Below are 17,452 nucleotides of genomic sequence, written 5' to 3'. Positions count from 1 at the left end.
GGAGTAATTACAAATGACAGGTACATTTTGGGCAATTATGCCACCAGTAATCGCCATTATATTGGCATTAATCACAAAAGAAGTTTATTTATCATTGATGGTAGGGATTGCTGCAGGTGCCCTGATGTTTAACAGTTTTCATCCAATCAAAGCAATGGATACGATTTTTACGATTATGTCGCAAAAAATCGGAGATAATTGTGATATTTTGATATTTCTTGTCCTTTTAGGAATCCTGGTAGCCCTGATTACAAAATCAGGGGCTTCCAGGGCCTATGGAAAATGGGCATCCAGAGCAATAAAAACAAAAAGGCAGGCATTATTTGCTACGGTATGCCTTGGTGTTGTTATTTTTGTAGATGACTATTTTAATTGCCTGACAGTTGGAACGGTTATGAGGCCGGTGACAGATAAATATAAAATTACAAGAGCAAAGCTTGCCTATGTTATTGATGCGACGGCAGCTCCAGTATGCATCATCGCACCGATTTCAAGTTGGGCAGCAGCTGTTGGATCTTCTTTACCAGAAGGGTCACATATTGATGGATTTTCTCTATTTTTGAAAGCTATTCCATTCAATTTTTATGCGTTAATGACATTGATTTTTCTTATATTTTTAATCATCGTTGATACTGATTTTTCAAAAATGAAAAAATATGAAGAAACACATGAAAAAGAAGAACTGCAGATTGATAAAGAAGATGAAGTTCCAATTGTTGGACACGGAAAAGTGATCGATTTGATTTTGCCAATTTTGTTTTTGATCGGTTCTTGTATTACATTTATGCTTTATACAGGAGGAGCATTCCGTGGAGTTTCACTTGTAAAAGCATTTGCGAATTGTTCCAGCGCAAGAAGTCTTGTCCTTGGATCTTTTCTCACATTGATTTTTACATTTCTTTTATATATTCCAAGAAAAGTCATTGCATTTGTTGATTTTTGCGGAAGTTTTGTGCAGGGATTTAAGGCAATGACCTCTGCAATTATGATTTTATGTTTAGCATGGTCTCTTTCTGGAATTTGTAGTGAACAATATTTAAATATTCAAGGATTTGTAAAAACAGCCATTGGGGGAAGCACAATGGCAGTAGCAATTATGCCGGTTGTATTTTTCCTGGTTGCTCTTGGACTTGCTTTTGCAACAGGAACTTCGTGGGGAACTTTTGGAATTTTGATTCCAATTTCAGTAACCATTCTTGGAGGAAATTTGATGATGATGACTGTGTGTGTTGGTTCTATTCTTGCAGGAGCTGTTTGTGGAGATCATATTTCACCGATTTCAGATACGACCATTCTTTCTTCTGCAGGAGCACAGTGTAAGCATATTGATCATGTATCTACACAGATGCCTTATGCTTTCCTTGTTGCGGGATGTGCAATCGTTGGCTATATTGTAGCAGGAGTGACATTTAATGGATATATTGGTTTTGGGTTCGCGATTGCAGCTTTGATCGGATGTATGGCAGTGATTGTGGCAAAGACAAAGCGAGGATAAAAGCGAATGAAAGAAGTATTTGCGTCCAGTCAGGCTCAGGAAGCTATGGATGAAATTAAAAAAGTCATGGTAGGAAAGGATCGCGTTATAAGACAAATGATGACAGCAATTCTTGCCGGTGGACATATTTTGATTGAAGATATTCCAGGAGTCGGCAAGACAACACTTGCCCTTGCCTTCTCAAAGGTTTTAGATCTTCAGTATAAGAGAATTCAGTTTACGCCGGATGTTATGCCATCTGATATCGTTGGTTTTTCTGTTTATCAGCCAGATACAGGAGAATTTCAGTTTCAGGAAGGTGCGGCGATGACCAATCTTTTGTTAGCAGATGAAATTAATCGTACATCGCCAAAAACACAGGCAGCGCTTCTAGAAGCAATGGAAGAAGGAAAAATTACAACGGATGGAAAAACAAGAATGCTTCCGGATCCTTATGTGGTTATTGCCACGCAAAATCCTATGGGATCGATTGGAACACAGTCTCTTCCGGAATCACAGCTGGATCGTTTTATGATTTGTACATCCATTGGATATCCAGATCAGGAAAGTGAAGTTGCCATGCTAAAACAACAGCAAGTGAATCTTTCCATTGATCAGATTGAAGAAAAGGTAACGATGGAAGAATTGAGATTGATGCGGAGAGAAGTGGCATTGGTCTATGTACATGATGATGTATTAAATTACATCGTATCGATTGCTAATGCAACGAGAAAGTCTAGATTTCTTGCGTTTGGAATCAGCCCGAGAGGAACAATTGCCATGCTTCAGATGGCAAAAGCAAATGCTTATCTTTGTGATAGAGACTATGTCGTGCCGGGAGATCTTAAAGATATTTTTTATGTGACTGCAGGGCACAGAGTTTTATTAAGTAAAGAAGCAAAAATTCAAAAGAAAGCAGCAGAAGAAATCTTAAAAGAAATTTTAGAGGCGACTCCTTTGCCAAAAGGAAACCGATGAGGTTATTTTATGTATCTTTTTACGATATTGTTTGCAATTTTTTATTGGATAATATATGGGAATTGGATTGGGGGATGTCTTGTGACATCCCTGTTTCTAGTTCTCTTTTTTTCTATTTATTTTTCAAAAAAAGATGGGAATGTTATGAAATTTTCTTTTAAAGAAGGAACACAGATTTTTGTAGAAGGCGAGAAGGCAGAGTTTTTTGGAAATTTTTCAGGGAAAACGTTTTATAACCAAAGGGAGGCAGAACTTGTTTATTTTGTAAAGGCAGGGCTTCGCAAAAAAAAGAAACGGTGTAGTGTAAAATTTTTTGTTGGAAGCAAGGCATCTGAGGAAATTTCTTTAAAACTTGGAGTGCTTGCTTGTGATTTTTATGAAATTGAATTTAAAACATTAAAATGGAAAGATGTGACGGGAGTTTATACAGCTAAGGTTGAATTAAATGCATGTGGCTCTATCCTCGTTCTTCCTAAACGTTATCCATTGGAATTTATGGAAGAAAAATTGAAAAAAAGAACACAAGGATTTTTTTCGGACTATGATGGAATTCGATCTTACCGACCGGGAGATAGACTTTCGAATATTCATTGGAAAATTTTCGCTGGGAAAAGAGAACTATATGTAAGAGAGTACGAGGAAGAAAAGAAAACACCACAAAAGATCGCTTTAACGCTTCATGGTGTTTCTCCTAAACGATATTCAGATTATTTTTCGATATTTTATTCTCTTTCGGCCTTTTTTATAGAACATGGTATTTCACAGGAAATTTATTTTGGAAATCGCAGCTATTTTCTTGAGTCAATGGAACAATATGAAGAGCTGTTTTATTTTATTTTCCGAGAGTCATTAGAACATGTCCCGGAACTTGGAAAGCGGAAGGTAATCTGGATTCATCTGGATTCGAAATACAAGACAGCAGAAGATGCATTGTATGATATGGAGTTATAATGGAAGAAACAACAAGAAAAAAAATACAAAACACGATGCTTGCCCTAGTTTTTGCTACGATGATTTATAGTGTCTTTGCAGGATTTTATATTCAATCCTATGATTGGATGTTTGTGATGGCCGGAGGAATTATTTTATGGCTGTATTGTGCATTTATGGAGCGTACAAAATGGACCATTTTTCTCTCAATTCCAATATTTATTGTATTTGGAATTATAAAAAGAGTAGCATTCATCAATGGATTTTATACGATCAGTAATAAAATGATTGACATGCTAAATCAAAATACAGGGCTTGGGTTTTATTATTATGTTCCGGTTCGTTTGGAACAAAGCAGGATGGATTGTTTTCTTGCCGGTTGTTTTATCCTTTTATGTGCTTGTTTTTTGATCGCATTATTTCGAAATCATCTGTTATTTTTGTTTTTATTTACTGGAATATTGGAAAGTTTTTTAGCATTGATTGTTCCGTATAGCATTACATCGCCTTTTTTCTTTTTCCTTGGTATTTGGTTTGCATGTTATTCTTTTAAAAAACAGCGGTATTATTTTGGAGGGATATTCTTTGTGATTTTTGCAGTTGCATCTAGTGCATTGTTTTTATATGATCAATCAGCTTTACAGCATGTAACCGAGTGTAAGAAAAATGCATGGATTGTTATGAAAAAACTGATGCAGGGAAAAGAAAATAATACTTCTGGTGTTGGTGGAATTGGAAATGGGGAGATTGGAAAGATCAATGTTTTATCGTTAACAGGAAAACACTTATTTTCTATTACGACAGAAAGTAAAAAAACACTTTATTTAAGAGAATATATTAGCAGTGATTATCGTAATGGAAGATGGGAAAATACACAAAAGGAAACAAACTTATGTAAAGGAGAAGTGTCTGCAGCACTTCCGTTTGCTTTTTCAGAACTTGGATTTCAGAAAAAAAACTTTAGTCGCCAGAGAGAAGTAATCATTGAGTATCCACAGAAAAAGGATACATATGGATATCTTCCGGTTCCTTATTTTGCAGATTTGAATAATATAGCAGGGATCGTATCTGGAGATGGTTCTGTAGTTTTGGAAAAGGGACGTTTGGAGTATCGGGTTCAGTATTATGAAGTAAAAAATTTACAACGTTTATTAAAAGCTAACGGAAAGATCAAACAAAAAGTGAAAAAAAGCATCGAAGAAGGAAGTCCAAAAGATTATTATTTAAAGGCGATGAAAGAATATAACACTTATGTAAAAGAACATAATCTTTTTATCCCTAAAAATATTCAGAAAGAATTAGAAAAAGAAATCCAAACGAGTTTGAATGGAAAAACGCTGGAACAAAAAATTGACTGGGTGAAAAAATACATAAAAACACATTATCATTATACATATCAACCTGGAGGAACTCCAAAAGGGATGGATCCAATTTTATATTTTTATGGGAAAAGTAAAAAGGGATTTTGTACGCAATACGCTTCTTTAACCGTTATGATGCTTCGCATGGCAGGAGTTCCAGCAAGGTATGTAGAAGGATATAAAATTTCTGAAAATGAATTTCAAGGGACACGGGCAGATGTTACGGATTATAATGTACATGCCTGGGCAGAAATTTATTTAGAAAATACAGGGTGGATACCAATAGATACCACAGGGAATGATACAGGAAAAAAATTTTATCATAAGATTCAGAAGAGAAATCAAAGAAAAGAAGTTTTAAGTCGTAAAAAACAAATTGTAATAAATGTAAAGAAATTTGTAACAATTATGTTGATACTTTTTCTCGGTTTTTCTATTTGGATTTTTACGAAAATGTTACAAAAAAAACAACAATGGAAAAGAATGTCTAATCGGGAAAAAATTTTGTGGTATGCACAAAAAATTGAGAAACAGCTTCAAAAAAACCATGAAAATGTGGGATCTGTGGAAATTTTTGTGTCAAAAGTCATTGATAAAGCGAGGTATAGCCCACATGAAATGACAAAACAAGAGGTTTTTGCAGTAAAAAGATATCTTGATTTATTAAAGAAAAAATCTTAAATGTTACGAAAATATTACATAAAGTGAAAAAATCTTAAAAAACTCTTGACAATTGTTTCTGTTTCATGTAGTATATGAATTGTTGAAAGCAACAAATGAAATAAAAAAGACAGAATTAAAGATGAAATATAAAAGAAATAATTATTAGGGAGATAAGAATGAAACGTTTATTAGCAAAAACATTAGTAGTATTTACACTGGCAGTTAGCGCTTTAACATTTACCGTACATAATAAAGAAAAAGAGGCACAGGCAGCAACCACAGGAGAACAGGTTGTAAGTTATGCAAAACAGTTTGTTGGAAATAAATATAAATGGGGTGGAACAAGCCTTACAAATGGAACAGATTGTTCTGGATTCACAATGTCAGTTTACAGAAAGTTTGGGAAAAGCATTCCTCATTCTTCAAGCGGACAGAGAAGTGTTGGAACAAGAGTAAACGGTTTAAAAAATGCAAAAGCCGGAGACCTGATTTGTTATGATGGACATGTAGCTTTATACATGGGTGGAAATAAGATTGTACATGCAAGTAACTCAGCACCTTATCCAAAAGGTGGAATTAAAATTTCTAACAATGCAGGATACAGAAAAATTGTAGCGATCAGAAGACTTGTAAAATAAGAAATTCATGAAATCACAGGATATTCCGAATGCGGAATATCCTGTTTTTTTGTTTGACAGGGTTAAGAAAAACATATTATAATTAATGGAATCGTTTGATAATAAAAATAATTGCCAAACGGGTAGTGAAGTTTAGTTTGAAAGGAAGAAGATTATGATCATAGCTCCAAAAGTAAAAGATTTTTTATGCTTAACAGCTCATCCGGAGGGATGTAAAAAGAATGTATCCAATCAGATTGCATATGTTCGCTCTAAAGGAGAAATCCCAGGACAGGCAAAAAAAGTATTAGTGATTGGATGTTCTACCGGATATGGATTGGCTTCCAGAATTGTGGCTGCGTTTGGCTGTCATGCAGATACGATTGGAATTATGTTTGAAAAGCCGGCAAAAGGGAAAAGAACTGCAACACCAGGGTGGTATAATACAGCTGCGTTTGAGAAATTTGCAAAAGAAGAAAATCTTTATGCAAAGACAATTAATGGAGATGCTTTTTCTCAGGAAGTAAAAGACCAGACAATTGAAATGATTCGCAAAGATTTTGGAAAAGTGGATTTGGTGATATATAGTCTGGCAGCTCCAAGAAGAACGGCACCCGATGAGGTAACTTATCGTTCGGTCCTTAAAACAACAGGAGAAGAGTTTACAAACAAGAATCTTAACCTAAAAGATAATACCGTAGGAACAAAGACAATCCCTGCAGCAACGAAAGAAGAAATTCATGATACTGTAAAGGTTATGGGTGGAGAAGACTGGAAATTATGGATGGAAGCGTTAAGTAAAGCTGATGTTTTGGAAGAAAATACAGTGACAGTTGCGTATTCTTATATTGGATCAGAACTTACATATCCGATCTATTTTGAAGGAACGATAGGTGCAGCCAAGAAAGATCTTCATAAGACAGCACAGGAAATTACAGAGGAAATGAAAGAAAAAGGAGTGCACGCTTATATTTCTGTGAACAAAGGGCTGGTAACACAGGCAAGTGCTGCAATTCCGATTGTGCCTTTATATATGGCAATTCTTTATAAAGTGATGAAAGAAAAGAAGGTACATGAAGGGTGTATTGAGCAGATTGATCGACTGTTTTTACAAAAACAGCTTTTGGATCAACCAGAGGTTGATGAACATGGATGGATTCGTTTAGATGATTTAGAATTATCCAAAGATGTACAGACAGAAGTAAAAAGACGTTGGGAATTGGTAGATACGGATAATATCAAAGAGCTTGGTGATATTGAAGGTTATTGGGAAGATTTTTATCACATGTTCGGATTCGGTGAAGAAGGTGTTGATTATGAGGCGGATGTGGATCCAGTCGTATCGATTTCTAGTATGGAAGGGTAACATTTGATGTCACAGCAGATTGTAATTACAAAAGTGAAAGAGCATATGGTCAGTGCCTGGATGCAAAATGCAACAATAGTAGAGTTTGTATGCAATCGTATAGACAGGGAAGATGCAGTTGGAAATATTTATCTTGGCATTGTAAAAAATATTGTGAAAAATATTAATGGTGCCTTTGTGGAATTTCAGAAGGGGGTCATTGGATTTCTTCCGATACGGAAAAAGAATCTTGTCATTGGACAGGAAATTATTGTTCAGGTAAAAAAAGAGGCAACAAGAGAAAAGAAGGCGATGTTAACCCAACAGATTGAGTTGACGGGAAAGTATCTTGTTTTGACGAGTGATAAAACTTCGATTGGAATTTCTAATAAAATTCAACAAAAAGAACAGCGTCAAGAATTGAAAAGTCTTACACAACCGCTTATAACACAAAATTATGGATTTATTTTAAGAACAAGTGCCGCTACAGCAAAAAAAGAGGATGTTGTTGCAGAGGCAAAGATGCTTGCAGAAAAATATGAGCAAATTTTAAAAAAAGGTGCGTATCGAACACCTCTTCAGATGCTTGGAACAAACCAGGATTTAAAAAAAATACTTTCTTTTGGACTTGATGCTAAGCAGGTAGAAAAAGTTATTACGGATCAGGAAGAGGTTGCACATGAATTTGAAATGGATGGTTATTTTGTGGAACGTTTGTCTGAACAAGCAGGAGACATTGATCGCCGTTACCGAGTCCTACACTATTTGAAAGAGGCTCTTAGCAAAAAGGTATGGATGAAATCCGGAGGATTTTTATATGTGGAGCAGACAGAGGCTATGGCTGTAATTGATGTAAATACGGGAAAATCAATCGGGAAAGAGAAAAAAGAAACTCATATTCGAAAAACAAATTTCGAAGCTGCCAGAGAGATTGCACGACAAATTCGACTTCGAAATTTATCAGGAATTATTCTTGTAGATTTTATTGATATGACATCAAAGGAAGATCAGGAAATGCTTCTTCAGGAAATGCAGCAATATTTAAATAAAGATTCGAAAAAAGCGGTTGCAGTGGATATTACGAAATTAGGATTAATGGAAATTACACGAAAAAGAGAAAGAAATCCAATAAATTGTCAAATAAGCCTTGACAATTTATAAAACAACTGTTATTATATCATAGTATGCCGCACAGCGAGGTATAAGTATGAAAAATCACCAAAGCTGGCGAGATTGATAATAGGAGGTGCCGTAATGTACGCAATTATCGCAACAGGTGGAAAACAGTATAAAGTAAGCGAAGGCGACGTAATCAAAGTTGAAAAACTTGACGCTGAAGTAGGAGCTAAAGTAACATTTGATGATGTACTTTTAGTTGGTGGAGATACTGTGAAAGTTGGAACACCTACCGTTGATGGTGCGAAAGTTGAAGCTTCAGTTGTAAGCGAAGGAAAAGCAAAAAAAGTTATCGTTTACAAATATAAGAGAAAAACTGGATACCATAAGAAAAACGGACATAGACAGTTATTTACACAGGTTAAAATCGATAGTATCGTTGGATAATATTCGGAGATAGAGTTATGACAAAGATAACGTTCTATCAAAGGGAAGACGGGTCCTTTCAGGGATTTGATTCCAGTGACCATGCAGGATATGCGGAAGAAGGACAGGATATTGTCTGTTCTGCAGTATCTGCATTGGTAATCAATTTCGTGAATTCTCTGGAAGAGTTTACTGATGATCACTATCAGGTAGATGTTGACCAGCAGAATGCGAAAATCAACGTGATATTTACGGAAGAACTTTCCAATGAGGGAAGTTTGTTATTGAAATCACTGATCCTTGGTCTTACAAGTATTGAGGAAGATCATGGACAGTATCTAGATGTAATTTTTGAGGAGGTGTAACAAAATGATGAAAATGAACCTTCAATTTTTCGCTCATAAAAAAGGAATGGGTTCTACAAAGAACGGTAGAGATTCTGAATCCAAGAGATTAGGTGCGAAGAGAGCTGATGGACAGTTTGTAAAAGCTGGAAACATTCTTTACAGACAGCGCGGAACAAAGATTCATCCAGGCGTTAACGTAGGACGCGGAGGAGACGATACATTGTTTGCATTAGTAGACGGTATTGTACGTTTCGAAAGAAAAGGTAGAGATAAGAAACAGTGTTCTGTACATCCAGTTGCATAAGCAGCAGATTATAGATACAGAAGGCAACAGCAATTACGGCTTCAAATACATATTTGAGGCCGTTTTTTTCAAATTATGGAAAGGAAAGACCATGTTTGCAGATAGAGCCAATATTATAATCAGATCCGGAAAAGGCGGTGACGGACATGTCAGCTTTCGCCGGGAACTTTATGTGCCAAACGGTGGCCCGGATGGCGGTGACGGAGGACGCGGAGGAGACGTGATCTTTGTTGTAGATGAAGGAATTAATACGCTGACAGACTACCGACATAGAAGAAAATTCAAAGCCGGAGACGGACAGGAAGGCGGAAGAAGAAGATGTCATGGTGCAGATGGTGCAGACATTGTTTTAAAAGTTCCGCCAGGAACGATTGTAAAAGAAAAAGAATCAGGAAAAGTTATTCTTGATATGTCAAATAAAAAAGAACCAGTCGTCTTACTAAAAGGAGGACGCGGTGGAAAAGGAAATCAACATTATGCCACACCAACGATGCAGGCACCAAAATATGCACAGCCCGGTGGAAAGGCACAGGAAATTGAAATAACATTAGAATTAAAAGTGATTGCCGATGTTGGACTTGTTGGATTTCCAAACGTTGGTAAGTCAACCTTTTTATCAAGGGTAACCAACGCAAGACCTAAAATTGCAAATTATCATTTTACAACATTGAATCCAAATCTCGGTGTTGTGGATATGGGAAGTCATAAAGGATTTGTTATTGCAGATATTCCAGGAATTATTGAAGGGGCATCAGAGGGAATTGGACTTGGATTTGAATTCCTGCGCCATATCGAACGTACCAAAGTTATGATTCATATGGTAGATGGGGCATCCGTGGAAGGAAGAGATCCAATTCAGGATATTTATGCAATTACAGATGAATTGAAAAAATATAATAAAGATATTCTAGAACGCCCACAGGTGATTGCTGCCAATAAAATGGATGCAATGACACCGGAAGATAAAGAAACAGTGATTGAACTTTTAAGAGAAGAATTTGAACCAAAAGGAATCAAGGTATTTCCGATCTCTGCAGTCAGCGGGGAAGGTGTTGATAAACTTTTATGGTATGTACAGGGGATGCTGGATGAACTTCCAGAAGGCGCAACAGAATTTGAACAAGAATATGAACTAAACTTTGAGGAAGAAGAAGGCGGTTATACAATCGAGCACCCAGAAGAAGGTGTCTATACCGTAGAAGGACCAAAAATTGAGAGAATGCTTGGATATACGAATTTGGAATCTGAAAAAGGTTTTGATTTCTTCCAGAAGTTTATGAAAGAAAATGGCATTATTGAACAGTTAAAGGCCAAAGGTATTGAAGAAGGGGATACAGTGCGTCTGTATAGCCTGGAATTTGATTTTTATGAATAAAAATAAGGGAGAGAACAGATGACAAGCAAACAAAGAGCATATTTAAAAAGTTTGGCGATGAAGATTGACCCGATCTTTAATATCGGAAAAGGAAGTCTTTCTCCAGAGCTGATCGCAGGAGTCAGAGATGCTTTGGAAGCCAGAGAGCTGATCAAAGTAGGAGTTTTGCAAAACTGTATGGATGATCCAAAACAGTTGGCAGAAGTACTGGCAGAAAGAACAAGATCACAGGTTGTACAGGTGATTGGCAAAAAAATTGTATTATATAAGGAATCAAAAAATCATAAAAGAATTGAACTTCCAAAAGTAAAGAAATAATCTTTGGAGAAAAAAATGAAAAAGATAGGAATTCTTGGGGGCACATTTAACCCGATTCATTTTGGACATTTGATTCTTGGACAATCTGCAAAAGAGGAATTTGGTTTGGATAAAATTCTTGTTATGCCAAATAAGAATCCAATGTACAAAACAATCAGTGGCGGAGTTACCGAGCAAAATAGAATTGATATGATTAAGCTAGCCATCCGTGATTTTCCGTATTTTGAATTCAGCGATATGGAACTTCGAAGGGAAGGTGCGACCTATACCGTAGATACATTAAGAGAATTAAAAAGGAAAAACAAAGAAGATCAGTATTATTTTATTATGGGTGCGGATTCTCTGTATCAGATTGAAACATGGAAAGATCCGGATAAAATTTTATCAATGGTCAATGTACTTGTGGCAACAAGAAATGATTCTAGAAGTGCACTTGATGCACAGATCGAGTATCTGGAAGAAAAATATCATGGAAAAATTTTTCATCTGAGCAGCCCAAGTATTGAAATATCGTCTAATGAAATTCGGAAAAAAAATATTTCAGGGCAAAGCATTCACTTTTTCCTTCCGGAAGCAGTCATTGATTATATAGAAAGAAATGGTTTATATGAACACAAATGAGATAGAACAAAAACTCAAAGAACATTTAAAACCGAGCAGATATCGTCATACAGTCGGTGTTGCCTATACAGCTGCAAGCATGGCGATGGCTTTTGAAGAAAATTTATCAAAAGCTTATCGTGCGGGGCTTTTGCATGACTGTGCCAAAGGATACGCTTTGGAAGAACAAAGCCGATTATGTGAACAGTATAACATTATGGATGAACAGCTTTTTCATGATAGTCCACAATTGATGCATTCTGCTTTGGCACCTTATATTGCCAGGGAATTTTATGAAGAAAGCGATGAAGAAATTCTTTCTGCGATTCAATGTCATACGACAGGAAAACCAGCGATGACAAATCTTGAAAAAATTATTTTTATCGCAGATTATATTGAGCCAAACCGGAAGATGATACCGGGACTTACAAGAGCAAGAAAACTTGCATTTACAGATTTGAATGATTGTACATGTTTTATTTTAAAACAGACGATCGATTATTTGAAATCGCAAGGGAATAAGATTGGCCACCAGACAATAGAAACCTATGAGTATTATCGAAAACTGTAAGGAGAAAAATATGGAACAGGCATTAGATATGGTAAAAATTGCTTATCAGGCATTGGATGATAAGCTTGCAGAAGATATCAAAGTCATTGACATCCGGGAAGTTTCCGTTGTTTCTGATTATTTTATCATTGCAGATGGAACAAATAAAAATCAGGTGCAGGCAATGGTAGACAACGTACAAGAAGAGCTTGAGAAGGCTGGATACCCAATGAAACAGATGGAAGGATACCGGGCAGGAAGCTGGGTTTTACTAGACTTTAATGATATCATCATTCACATTTTTGATAAAGAAAACAGACTTTTTTATGATCTGGAAAGAATTTGGAAAGATGGAAAAGAAGTCAATGTGGAAGAATTGATTTCTGAATAAGAAAAAACTCTCAAAGCAAAAGCTTTGGGAGTTTTTTCTTTGTTACTGAATCGAACGATATAATCCAATGACTTTTCCAATGATGGTAAGTTCTGATACAATGATTGGCTCCATCGAATCATTTTCCGGCTGCAAGCGATAATGATCTTTTTCTTTAAAGAAACGTTTTACAGTGGCAGAATCATCTATCATAGCAACGACAATTTCTCCATTGTCTGCAGTTGTCTGACGTTCAACAATTACAAGGTCTCCATCAAAAATTCCTGCATTGATCATACTATTTCCGCGAACATGCAGCATAAAAGTATCTTTTTTGTGGTGAATCAAACCTGGTTCGATTGGAAAATAATCTTCTACATTTTCAACGGCAAGAATTGGTTCTCCGGCGGTGATTGTTCCAACGATCGGGATATGAGCGATCTCTCTTCTGGAAAGATTGAATTCATCGTCGATAATCTCAATAGCTCTTGGTTTTGTTGGGTCTCTTCGGATGTATCCTTTGCGCTCTAATGTTTCCAGATGAGAATGAACAGAAGAAGTAGAACGAAGATGAACAGCCTGGCATATTTCACGAACGGCCGGCGGATATCCTTTTTCTAAAATTCTCTGTTTAATAAATTCCAGAATCTGCTGTTGTTTGTCACTTAATGGTTCTTTTGGCATAGGCTATTCCTCCATCCTGTTTAATATGATTATCATAGCATAAACCATAGGAAGAAACAAGCGTTCGCGAACAGATTTTCGAAGAAAAAAAGACAGAATATGAGGTTAATATCATATTCTGTCTAAATGGTTTTCTTTTTCGTTCTTAGAAAGAATTACAAACTCCACGATAAAGATCTGCACCAATGGTTGAAGTACGAGAATTAATTCTAGATGCCTCTGTTTTATTTGTAATAAATCCCATTTCAACAAGTGCGGTTGTCATTTTCGGACCATTAAGCACTGCAAGGTCTGAACGATATTTTAAGCCACGGTCATGAGAACTTCTACTATTATAACCCATTCCGTTTAATGCCTGTTTCTGAAGAATTCCTGCATAAGTTTTGTAAGTCTTATATAGGGTTTCTGTTCCACTGGCAGAATTATCAGAAGAATTAATATGTACACTTAAAAAGCGGTCTGCATCAACTTCATTTGCCAGGCGGTAACGTTCGGACAAGCTTGGATAAGTGTCAGAAAGGCGTGTATAATAAACCTTATATTTTGCATCTTTATCAAAATTCTTTTTGATAGCCTGTACGATTTTTAACGTCATATTTTTTTCAACATAACCATTTCCGACTGCGCCTGAATCTTTTCCGCCATGTCCTGCATCAACGACAATAACACGGGAAAACATACTTTGTGGAGAAGCATATTTTACATAAATATAGGAAGAATTCTGTGTAACACTAAATCCTTTGATTGTTGAAGTTTTTAAGTTTACATAAGTTTTTCCACCACTGTAAGAAACACTATAGTTTATCGAAGCCTTTACATTGTGATTAGATGATGCGGCAAAATGTGATTTATAATTTCCTTTAATCACGAGGCGAAGACGTTTGTTATGGTAATCATCATCTGCAGTGATACTGGAAGTATTCAGACCAGAAGGTTTTTTAATCCGAACAGAATAATTATTTGCCGAAGCAGTGATTTTTGTACTTGGTGTAATGGAAGCAGTCTGATTGTTATTATTAGTATTTGGAGTTGGTGCATTGGAACTAGAAGATTTCTTTGTGATCTCTCCAGTTTTTGCATCTTTATTCCATTTGTAAGAAAAACCAAGTTTTTCAGCTAAAATACCACCTGGTACCATGATATAGTTTTTCTTATTTCCATAATAATACACTTTTTTTGGAGCAGCAGACAATTTGAATGTCTTATTGTTTAAAGTAGCGGAAGTGCTGCCAAGCTTCATTACCACCGTAGAAGATCCTCGTTTAAAAGTAATCTTTTTTGTGTTGCTGGAATAAGAATAAGTTGTACCAAGTTCAGAACAGCGATCAAAAACCCAGTAGGCGGAATAAAAAGCAGTGTTTTGATCAATAAATCCCGGCATATTCGTTTTGATGACTTTGTTATCAAATTTAGCATTAATGGCGGTTTTTGTAGAAACCTTGTTTGTACTGTAATCTTTCATTTTAAAAGAATCACCGGCTGAAACAGTAGCCCGAGCTGGAATGATACTGCTACTGAAAAGCACAACAGATAATCCAAGACAAATCATATTTTTTTTAATCATAATAAATTATAACCCCTTTACATATTCAGTGATACTTCTATTATAAGATAAAATGTCTGGAAATTCAATGAAATGCCAACTTTCATCAAAAATAGTTTCCATTCTTAAAACAAATGTGTTATCCTAATATATAAGCTCGATTTTTGGATATTTTATCGCAGCATCGAGTATGCTTCGGTGTACTTTAAGATTTTTTATAAAACCGGGCCATTTTTTGTAGTAGAGGGTAAAAAATGAAAGCACATGATGATTTTAAACAAGGTTTGATTGATGGAATCCCTATCGGACTTGCCTATGTAGCTGTTTCCTTCGCTTTTGGGATTTCGGGTGCATCGAAAGGAATTCCGTTATGGGCTCTGACGTTGATTTCAGCAACTTGTGTAACTTCGGCAGGTCAATTTGCGGCAATTATTTCTATAACCGCAGGAGGATCTTTGGTAGAATTGATTTTATCTCAAATTATTATCAATTTGAGATATTCCATTATGTCGATTGCCATTGGACAGAAATTAACAAAAAAAGCAACCATTTTAAACCGTCTGACAATGGCATTTGAAGTAACAGATGAAATTTTTGCTGTTTCTTGTGGAAGACCAGGGCAGATTACACCAAAATATTTTTATGCGTTAATGACAATTCCATGGATTAGCTGGACCGTTGGAACATTCCTTGGGGCAGCAGCTGGAGGAATTTTGCCATTAATTTTAAGAGATGCTCTTGGACTTGCCATTTATGGAATGCTTCTTGCGATTATTATTCCACCGGCAAAGCATGATCGACACATTATTGTTGTGATTTTTCTTTCAGCTGGGATTAGTCTTTTATTCCATTTTGTAAAAGCACTTTCCTTTGTATCCAGTGGATTTGTAATTATCATTTGTACGCTGGCAGCGGCAGCCATCGGAGCGATTTGTTTTCCGATAGATGAGGAGGAAGAGGATGAGCATTCATAGATTGTTGATTTATATTGTGGTGACAGCAGTTTCTACTTATTTAATTAGAATGATTCCGCTTGTAGCCATACAAAAAAAGATAGATAACCATTTTTTCAGATCATTTCTATATTATGTACCATACGCAGCATTAGCTTCTATGATTATTCCGGATGTATTTTTTGCAACCGGGAACTGGCGTGCATCCACAGCGGGATTTGCAACAGCAGTGATCCTTGCATTATGGGAGAAGAATATGGTAACAGTTGCATGTGTGGGATGTCTGGCAGCATTTGCTGTTTTGGTTATATTATAAAGTAAGAGACAGAGTGATTAAAACTCTGATTCGATAAAAGGAGGAACTTATGAATTGTAATTTAGCAGTCATTAAAGGTGACGGAATTGGACCAGAAATTGTAACAGAGGCAATGAACGTTCTGGACGCAGTGGGAGAAAAGTTTGGGCATACATTTTCTTACACACAAATTTTGATGGGAGGTGCATCCATTGATGCTTATGGAAAACCTCTGACAGAGGAAGCACTGGAAATCGCAAAGAAAAGTGATGCCGTTTTAATGGGATCTATTGGAGGAAATACAAGTACTTCTCCATGGTATAAACTTCCTGCAAACTTAAGACCGGAGGCAGGACTTCTTGCCCTTAGAAAATCTTTAGGATTGTTTGCGAATATTCGTCCGGCATATTTATATGAAGAATTAAAAAAGGCATGTCCTTTAAGAGATGAGGTCATTGGTGACGGATTTGATATGGTCATTATGCGTGAGCTGACCGGAGGTCTGTATTTTGGAGAACGCCATACAGAAGAAGTAGATGGAGTTCGCGTAGCAACAGATACTTTAACTTATAGTGAAGAAGAAATTAGAAGAATTGCGATTAAAGCATTTGACATTGCAAGAAAAAGAAAGAAACATGTGATTAGCGTAGACAAAGCCAATGTATTAGACTCTTCTAGATTATGGAGAAGCGTCGTAGAGGAAGTGGCAAAAGATTACGAAGATGTCACATATGAACATATGTTAGTTGACAACTGTGCAATGCAGCTTGTGAATAATCCAAAACAGTTTGATGTCATTCTTACAGAAAATATGTTTGGTGATATTTTATCCGATGAAGCAAGTATGATTACAGGTTCGATTGGTATGCTTTCTTCCGCAAGTCTTGCAGAAGGAAAATTCGGATTATATGAGCCAAGTCATGGATCAGCACCAGATATCGCAGGACGGGATATTGCAAATCCAATTGCTACGATTTTATCTGCTGCCATGATGCTTCGTTATTCTTTTGACCTAGATCAAGAAGCAGATGCCATCGAAAATGCGGTGAAGGCTGTTCTTTCTGATGGATATCGTACAGTTGATATTATGTCTGATGGAATGAAACAGGTCGGATGTAAAGAAATGGGTCAGAAGATCATCGAAAAATTAAAATAATTAAAAAAGAAAAATGTCCAGGAAGGCTGAAAAATAGCGGGTTTGGC

General features: G+C 36.2%; 20 protein-coding genes. 18 read left to right on the top strand and 2 right to left on the bottom strand.

Features of this window, described 5'->3' with window-relative positions:
• Nucleotides 1-13: 13 nt before the first annotated feature.
• The 15 genes from KQI71_RS00190 (at nt 14) to rsfS (ending at nt 12,795) form a co-directional block, all read left to right on the top strand.
• On the top strand, nt 14-1,495 hold the full coding sequence (locus KQI71_RS00190) for a Na+/H+ antiporter NhaC family protein (RefSeq protein WP_216432914.1): 1,482 nt from the start codon (nt 14-16) through the stop codon (nt 1,493-1,495).
• Between the two features lie 6 nt (nt 1,496-1,501).
• Nucleotides 1,502-2,452 carry an AAA family ATPase gene (locus tag KQI71_RS00185; protein ID WP_216432913.1) on the top strand — a complete coding sequence of 317 codons (951 nt, stop codon included), beginning with the start codon at nt 1,502-1,504 and terminating at the stop codon, nt 2,450-2,452.
• Between the two features lie 144 nt (nt 2,453-2,596).
• Nucleotides 2,597-3,403: a DUF58 domain-containing protein gene (locus KQI71_RS00180; protein ID WP_216432911.1), complete on the top strand. Its 807-nt coding sequence runs from the start codon at nt 2,597-2,599 to the stop codon at nt 3,401-3,403.
• Entirely contained in the window at nt 3,403-5,424 is a 2,022-nt protein-coding gene (locus KQI71_RS00175) for a transglutaminase domain-containing protein (RefSeq protein ID WP_216432909.1), read from the top strand. The genes KQI71_RS00180 and KQI71_RS00175 overlap by 1 nt, the downstream gene beginning before the upstream one ends.
• A 158-nt stretch (nt 5,425-5,582) precedes the next feature.
• Nucleotides 5,583-6,044, top strand: coding sequence for a C40 family peptidase (locus KQI71_RS00170; protein WP_216432908.1), 462 nt, complete (start codon nt 5,583-5,585; stop codon nt 6,042-6,044).
• 154 nt (nt 6,045-6,198) lie between these two features.
• Nucleotides 6,199-7,389 (top strand): enoyl-ACP reductase FabV, encoded by a 1,191-nt coding sequence (gene fabV / locus KQI71_RS00165; RefSeq protein ID WP_216432906.1) that lies wholly within the window; start codon nt 6,199-6,201, stop codon nt 7,387-7,389.
• 6 nt (nt 7,390-7,395) lie between these two features.
• A complete protein-coding gene (locus KQI71_RS00160; protein WP_253287855.1) occupies nt 7,396-8,529 on the top strand; it encodes a ribonuclease E/G in 1,134 nt (377 codons plus the stop codon).
• Nucleotides 8,530-8,622: 93 nt separating this feature from the next.
• Nucleotides 8,623-8,931 carry a 50S ribosomal protein L21 gene (gene rplU / locus KQI71_RS00155; protein ID WP_216432901.1) on the top strand — a complete coding sequence of 103 codons (309 nt, stop codon included), beginning with the start codon at nt 8,623-8,625 and terminating at the stop codon, nt 8,929-8,931.
• Nucleotides 8,932-8,948: 17 nt separating this feature from the next.
• Nucleotides 8,949-9,275 carry a ribosomal-processing cysteine protease Prp gene (locus KQI71_RS00150; RefSeq protein ID WP_216432899.1) on the top strand — a complete coding sequence of 109 codons (327 nt, stop codon included), beginning with the start codon at nt 8,949-8,951 and terminating at the stop codon, nt 9,273-9,275.
• A gap of 4 nt (nt 9,276-9,279) precedes the next feature.
• A complete protein-coding gene (gene rpmA / locus KQI71_RS00145) occupies nt 9,280-9,561 on the top strand; it encodes a 50S ribosomal protein L27 (RefSeq protein WP_137328918.1) in 282 nt (93 codons plus the stop codon).
• Between the two features lie 91 nt (nt 9,562-9,652).
• Nucleotides 9,653-10,936 carry a GTPase ObgE gene (gene obgE, locus KQI71_RS00140; RefSeq protein WP_216432897.1) on the top strand — a complete coding sequence of 428 codons (1,284 nt, stop codon included), beginning with the start codon at nt 9,653-9,655 and terminating at the stop codon, nt 10,934-10,936.
• Nucleotides 10,937-10,954: 18 nt separating this feature from the next.
• The gene (yhbY, locus tag KQI71_RS00135) at nt 10,955-11,254 is read left to right on the top strand and encodes a ribosome assembly RNA-binding protein YhbY (RefSeq protein ID WP_216432895.1); all 300 of its coding nucleotides are present in this window, start codon (nt 10,955-10,957) and stop codon (nt 11,252-11,254) included.
• A gap of 15 nt (nt 11,255-11,269) precedes the next feature.
• Nucleotides 11,270-11,875: a nicotinate-nucleotide adenylyltransferase gene (gene nadD / locus KQI71_RS00130; RefSeq protein ID WP_216432894.1), complete on the top strand. Its 606-nt coding sequence runs from the start codon at nt 11,270-11,272 to the stop codon at nt 11,873-11,875.
• Complete coding sequence (gene yqeK, locus KQI71_RS00125) at nt 11,862-12,425, top strand: bis(5'-nucleosyl)-tetraphosphatase (symmetrical) YqeK (RefSeq protein WP_253287854.1); 564 nt, start codon at nt 11,862-11,864, stop codon at nt 12,423-12,425. The genes nadD and yqeK overlap by 14 nt, the downstream gene beginning before the upstream one ends.
• Nucleotides 12,426-12,435: 10 nt before the next feature.
• Nucleotides 12,436-12,795, top strand: coding sequence for a ribosome silencing factor (rsfS, locus tag KQI71_RS00120; protein ID WP_216432890.1), 360 nt, complete (start codon nt 12,436-12,438; stop codon nt 12,793-12,795).
• A 42-nt stretch (nt 12,796-12,837) separates the two neighbouring features.
• Here rsfS and lexA read toward each other — a convergent pair whose 3' ends face one another.
• Both lexA and KQI71_RS00110 read right to left on the bottom strand, forming a co-directional pair.
• On the bottom strand, nt 12,838-13,458 hold the full coding sequence (gene lexA / locus KQI71_RS00115) for a transcriptional repressor LexA (protein ID WP_216432888.1): 621 nt from the start codon (nt 13,456-13,458) through the stop codon (nt 12,838-12,840).
• Nucleotides 13,459-13,603: 145 nt separating this feature from the next.
• The gene (locus KQI71_RS00110) at nt 13,604-15,022 is read right to left on the bottom strand and encodes an N-acetylmuramoyl-L-alanine amidase (RefSeq protein ID WP_216432886.1); all 1,419 of its coding nucleotides are present in this window, start codon (nt 15,020-15,022) and stop codon (nt 13,604-13,606) included.
• Between the two features lie 233 nt (nt 15,023-15,255).
• On the opposite strand from KQI71_RS00110, the gene KQI71_RS00105 reads away from it, so the two are divergent.
• From KQI71_RS00105 to leuB, 3 genes are read left to right on the top strand one after another with little or no spacing between them, the layout of a single operon-like run.
• Nucleotides 15,256-15,975 (top strand): AzlC family ABC transporter permease, encoded by a 720-nt coding sequence (locus tag KQI71_RS00105; RefSeq protein WP_216432884.1) that lies wholly within the window; start codon nt 15,256-15,258, stop codon nt 15,973-15,975.
• Entirely contained in the window at nt 15,962-16,270 is a 309-nt protein-coding gene (locus KQI71_RS00100) for an AzlD domain-containing protein (protein ID WP_216432882.1), read from the top strand. Before KQI71_RS00105 ends, KQI71_RS00100 begins: the two co-directional genes overlap by 14 nt.
• A 49-nt stretch (nt 16,271-16,319) precedes the next feature.
• Entirely contained in the window at nt 16,320-17,405 is a 1,086-nt protein-coding gene (gene leuB / locus KQI71_RS00095) for a 3-isopropylmalate dehydrogenase (RefSeq protein WP_216432880.1), read from the top strand.
• Nucleotides 17,406-17,452 lie beyond the last annotated feature (47 nt).

This window comes from Anaerostipes sp. MSJ-23 (assembly GCF_018918155.1).
Taxonomy (GTDB): Bacteria; Bacillota; Clostridia; order Lachnospirales; family Lachnospiraceae; genus Anaerostipes.
Note: the sequence above shows the minus strand (reverse complement) of the source record. Positions and strands in the feature narration are given on the sequence as shown.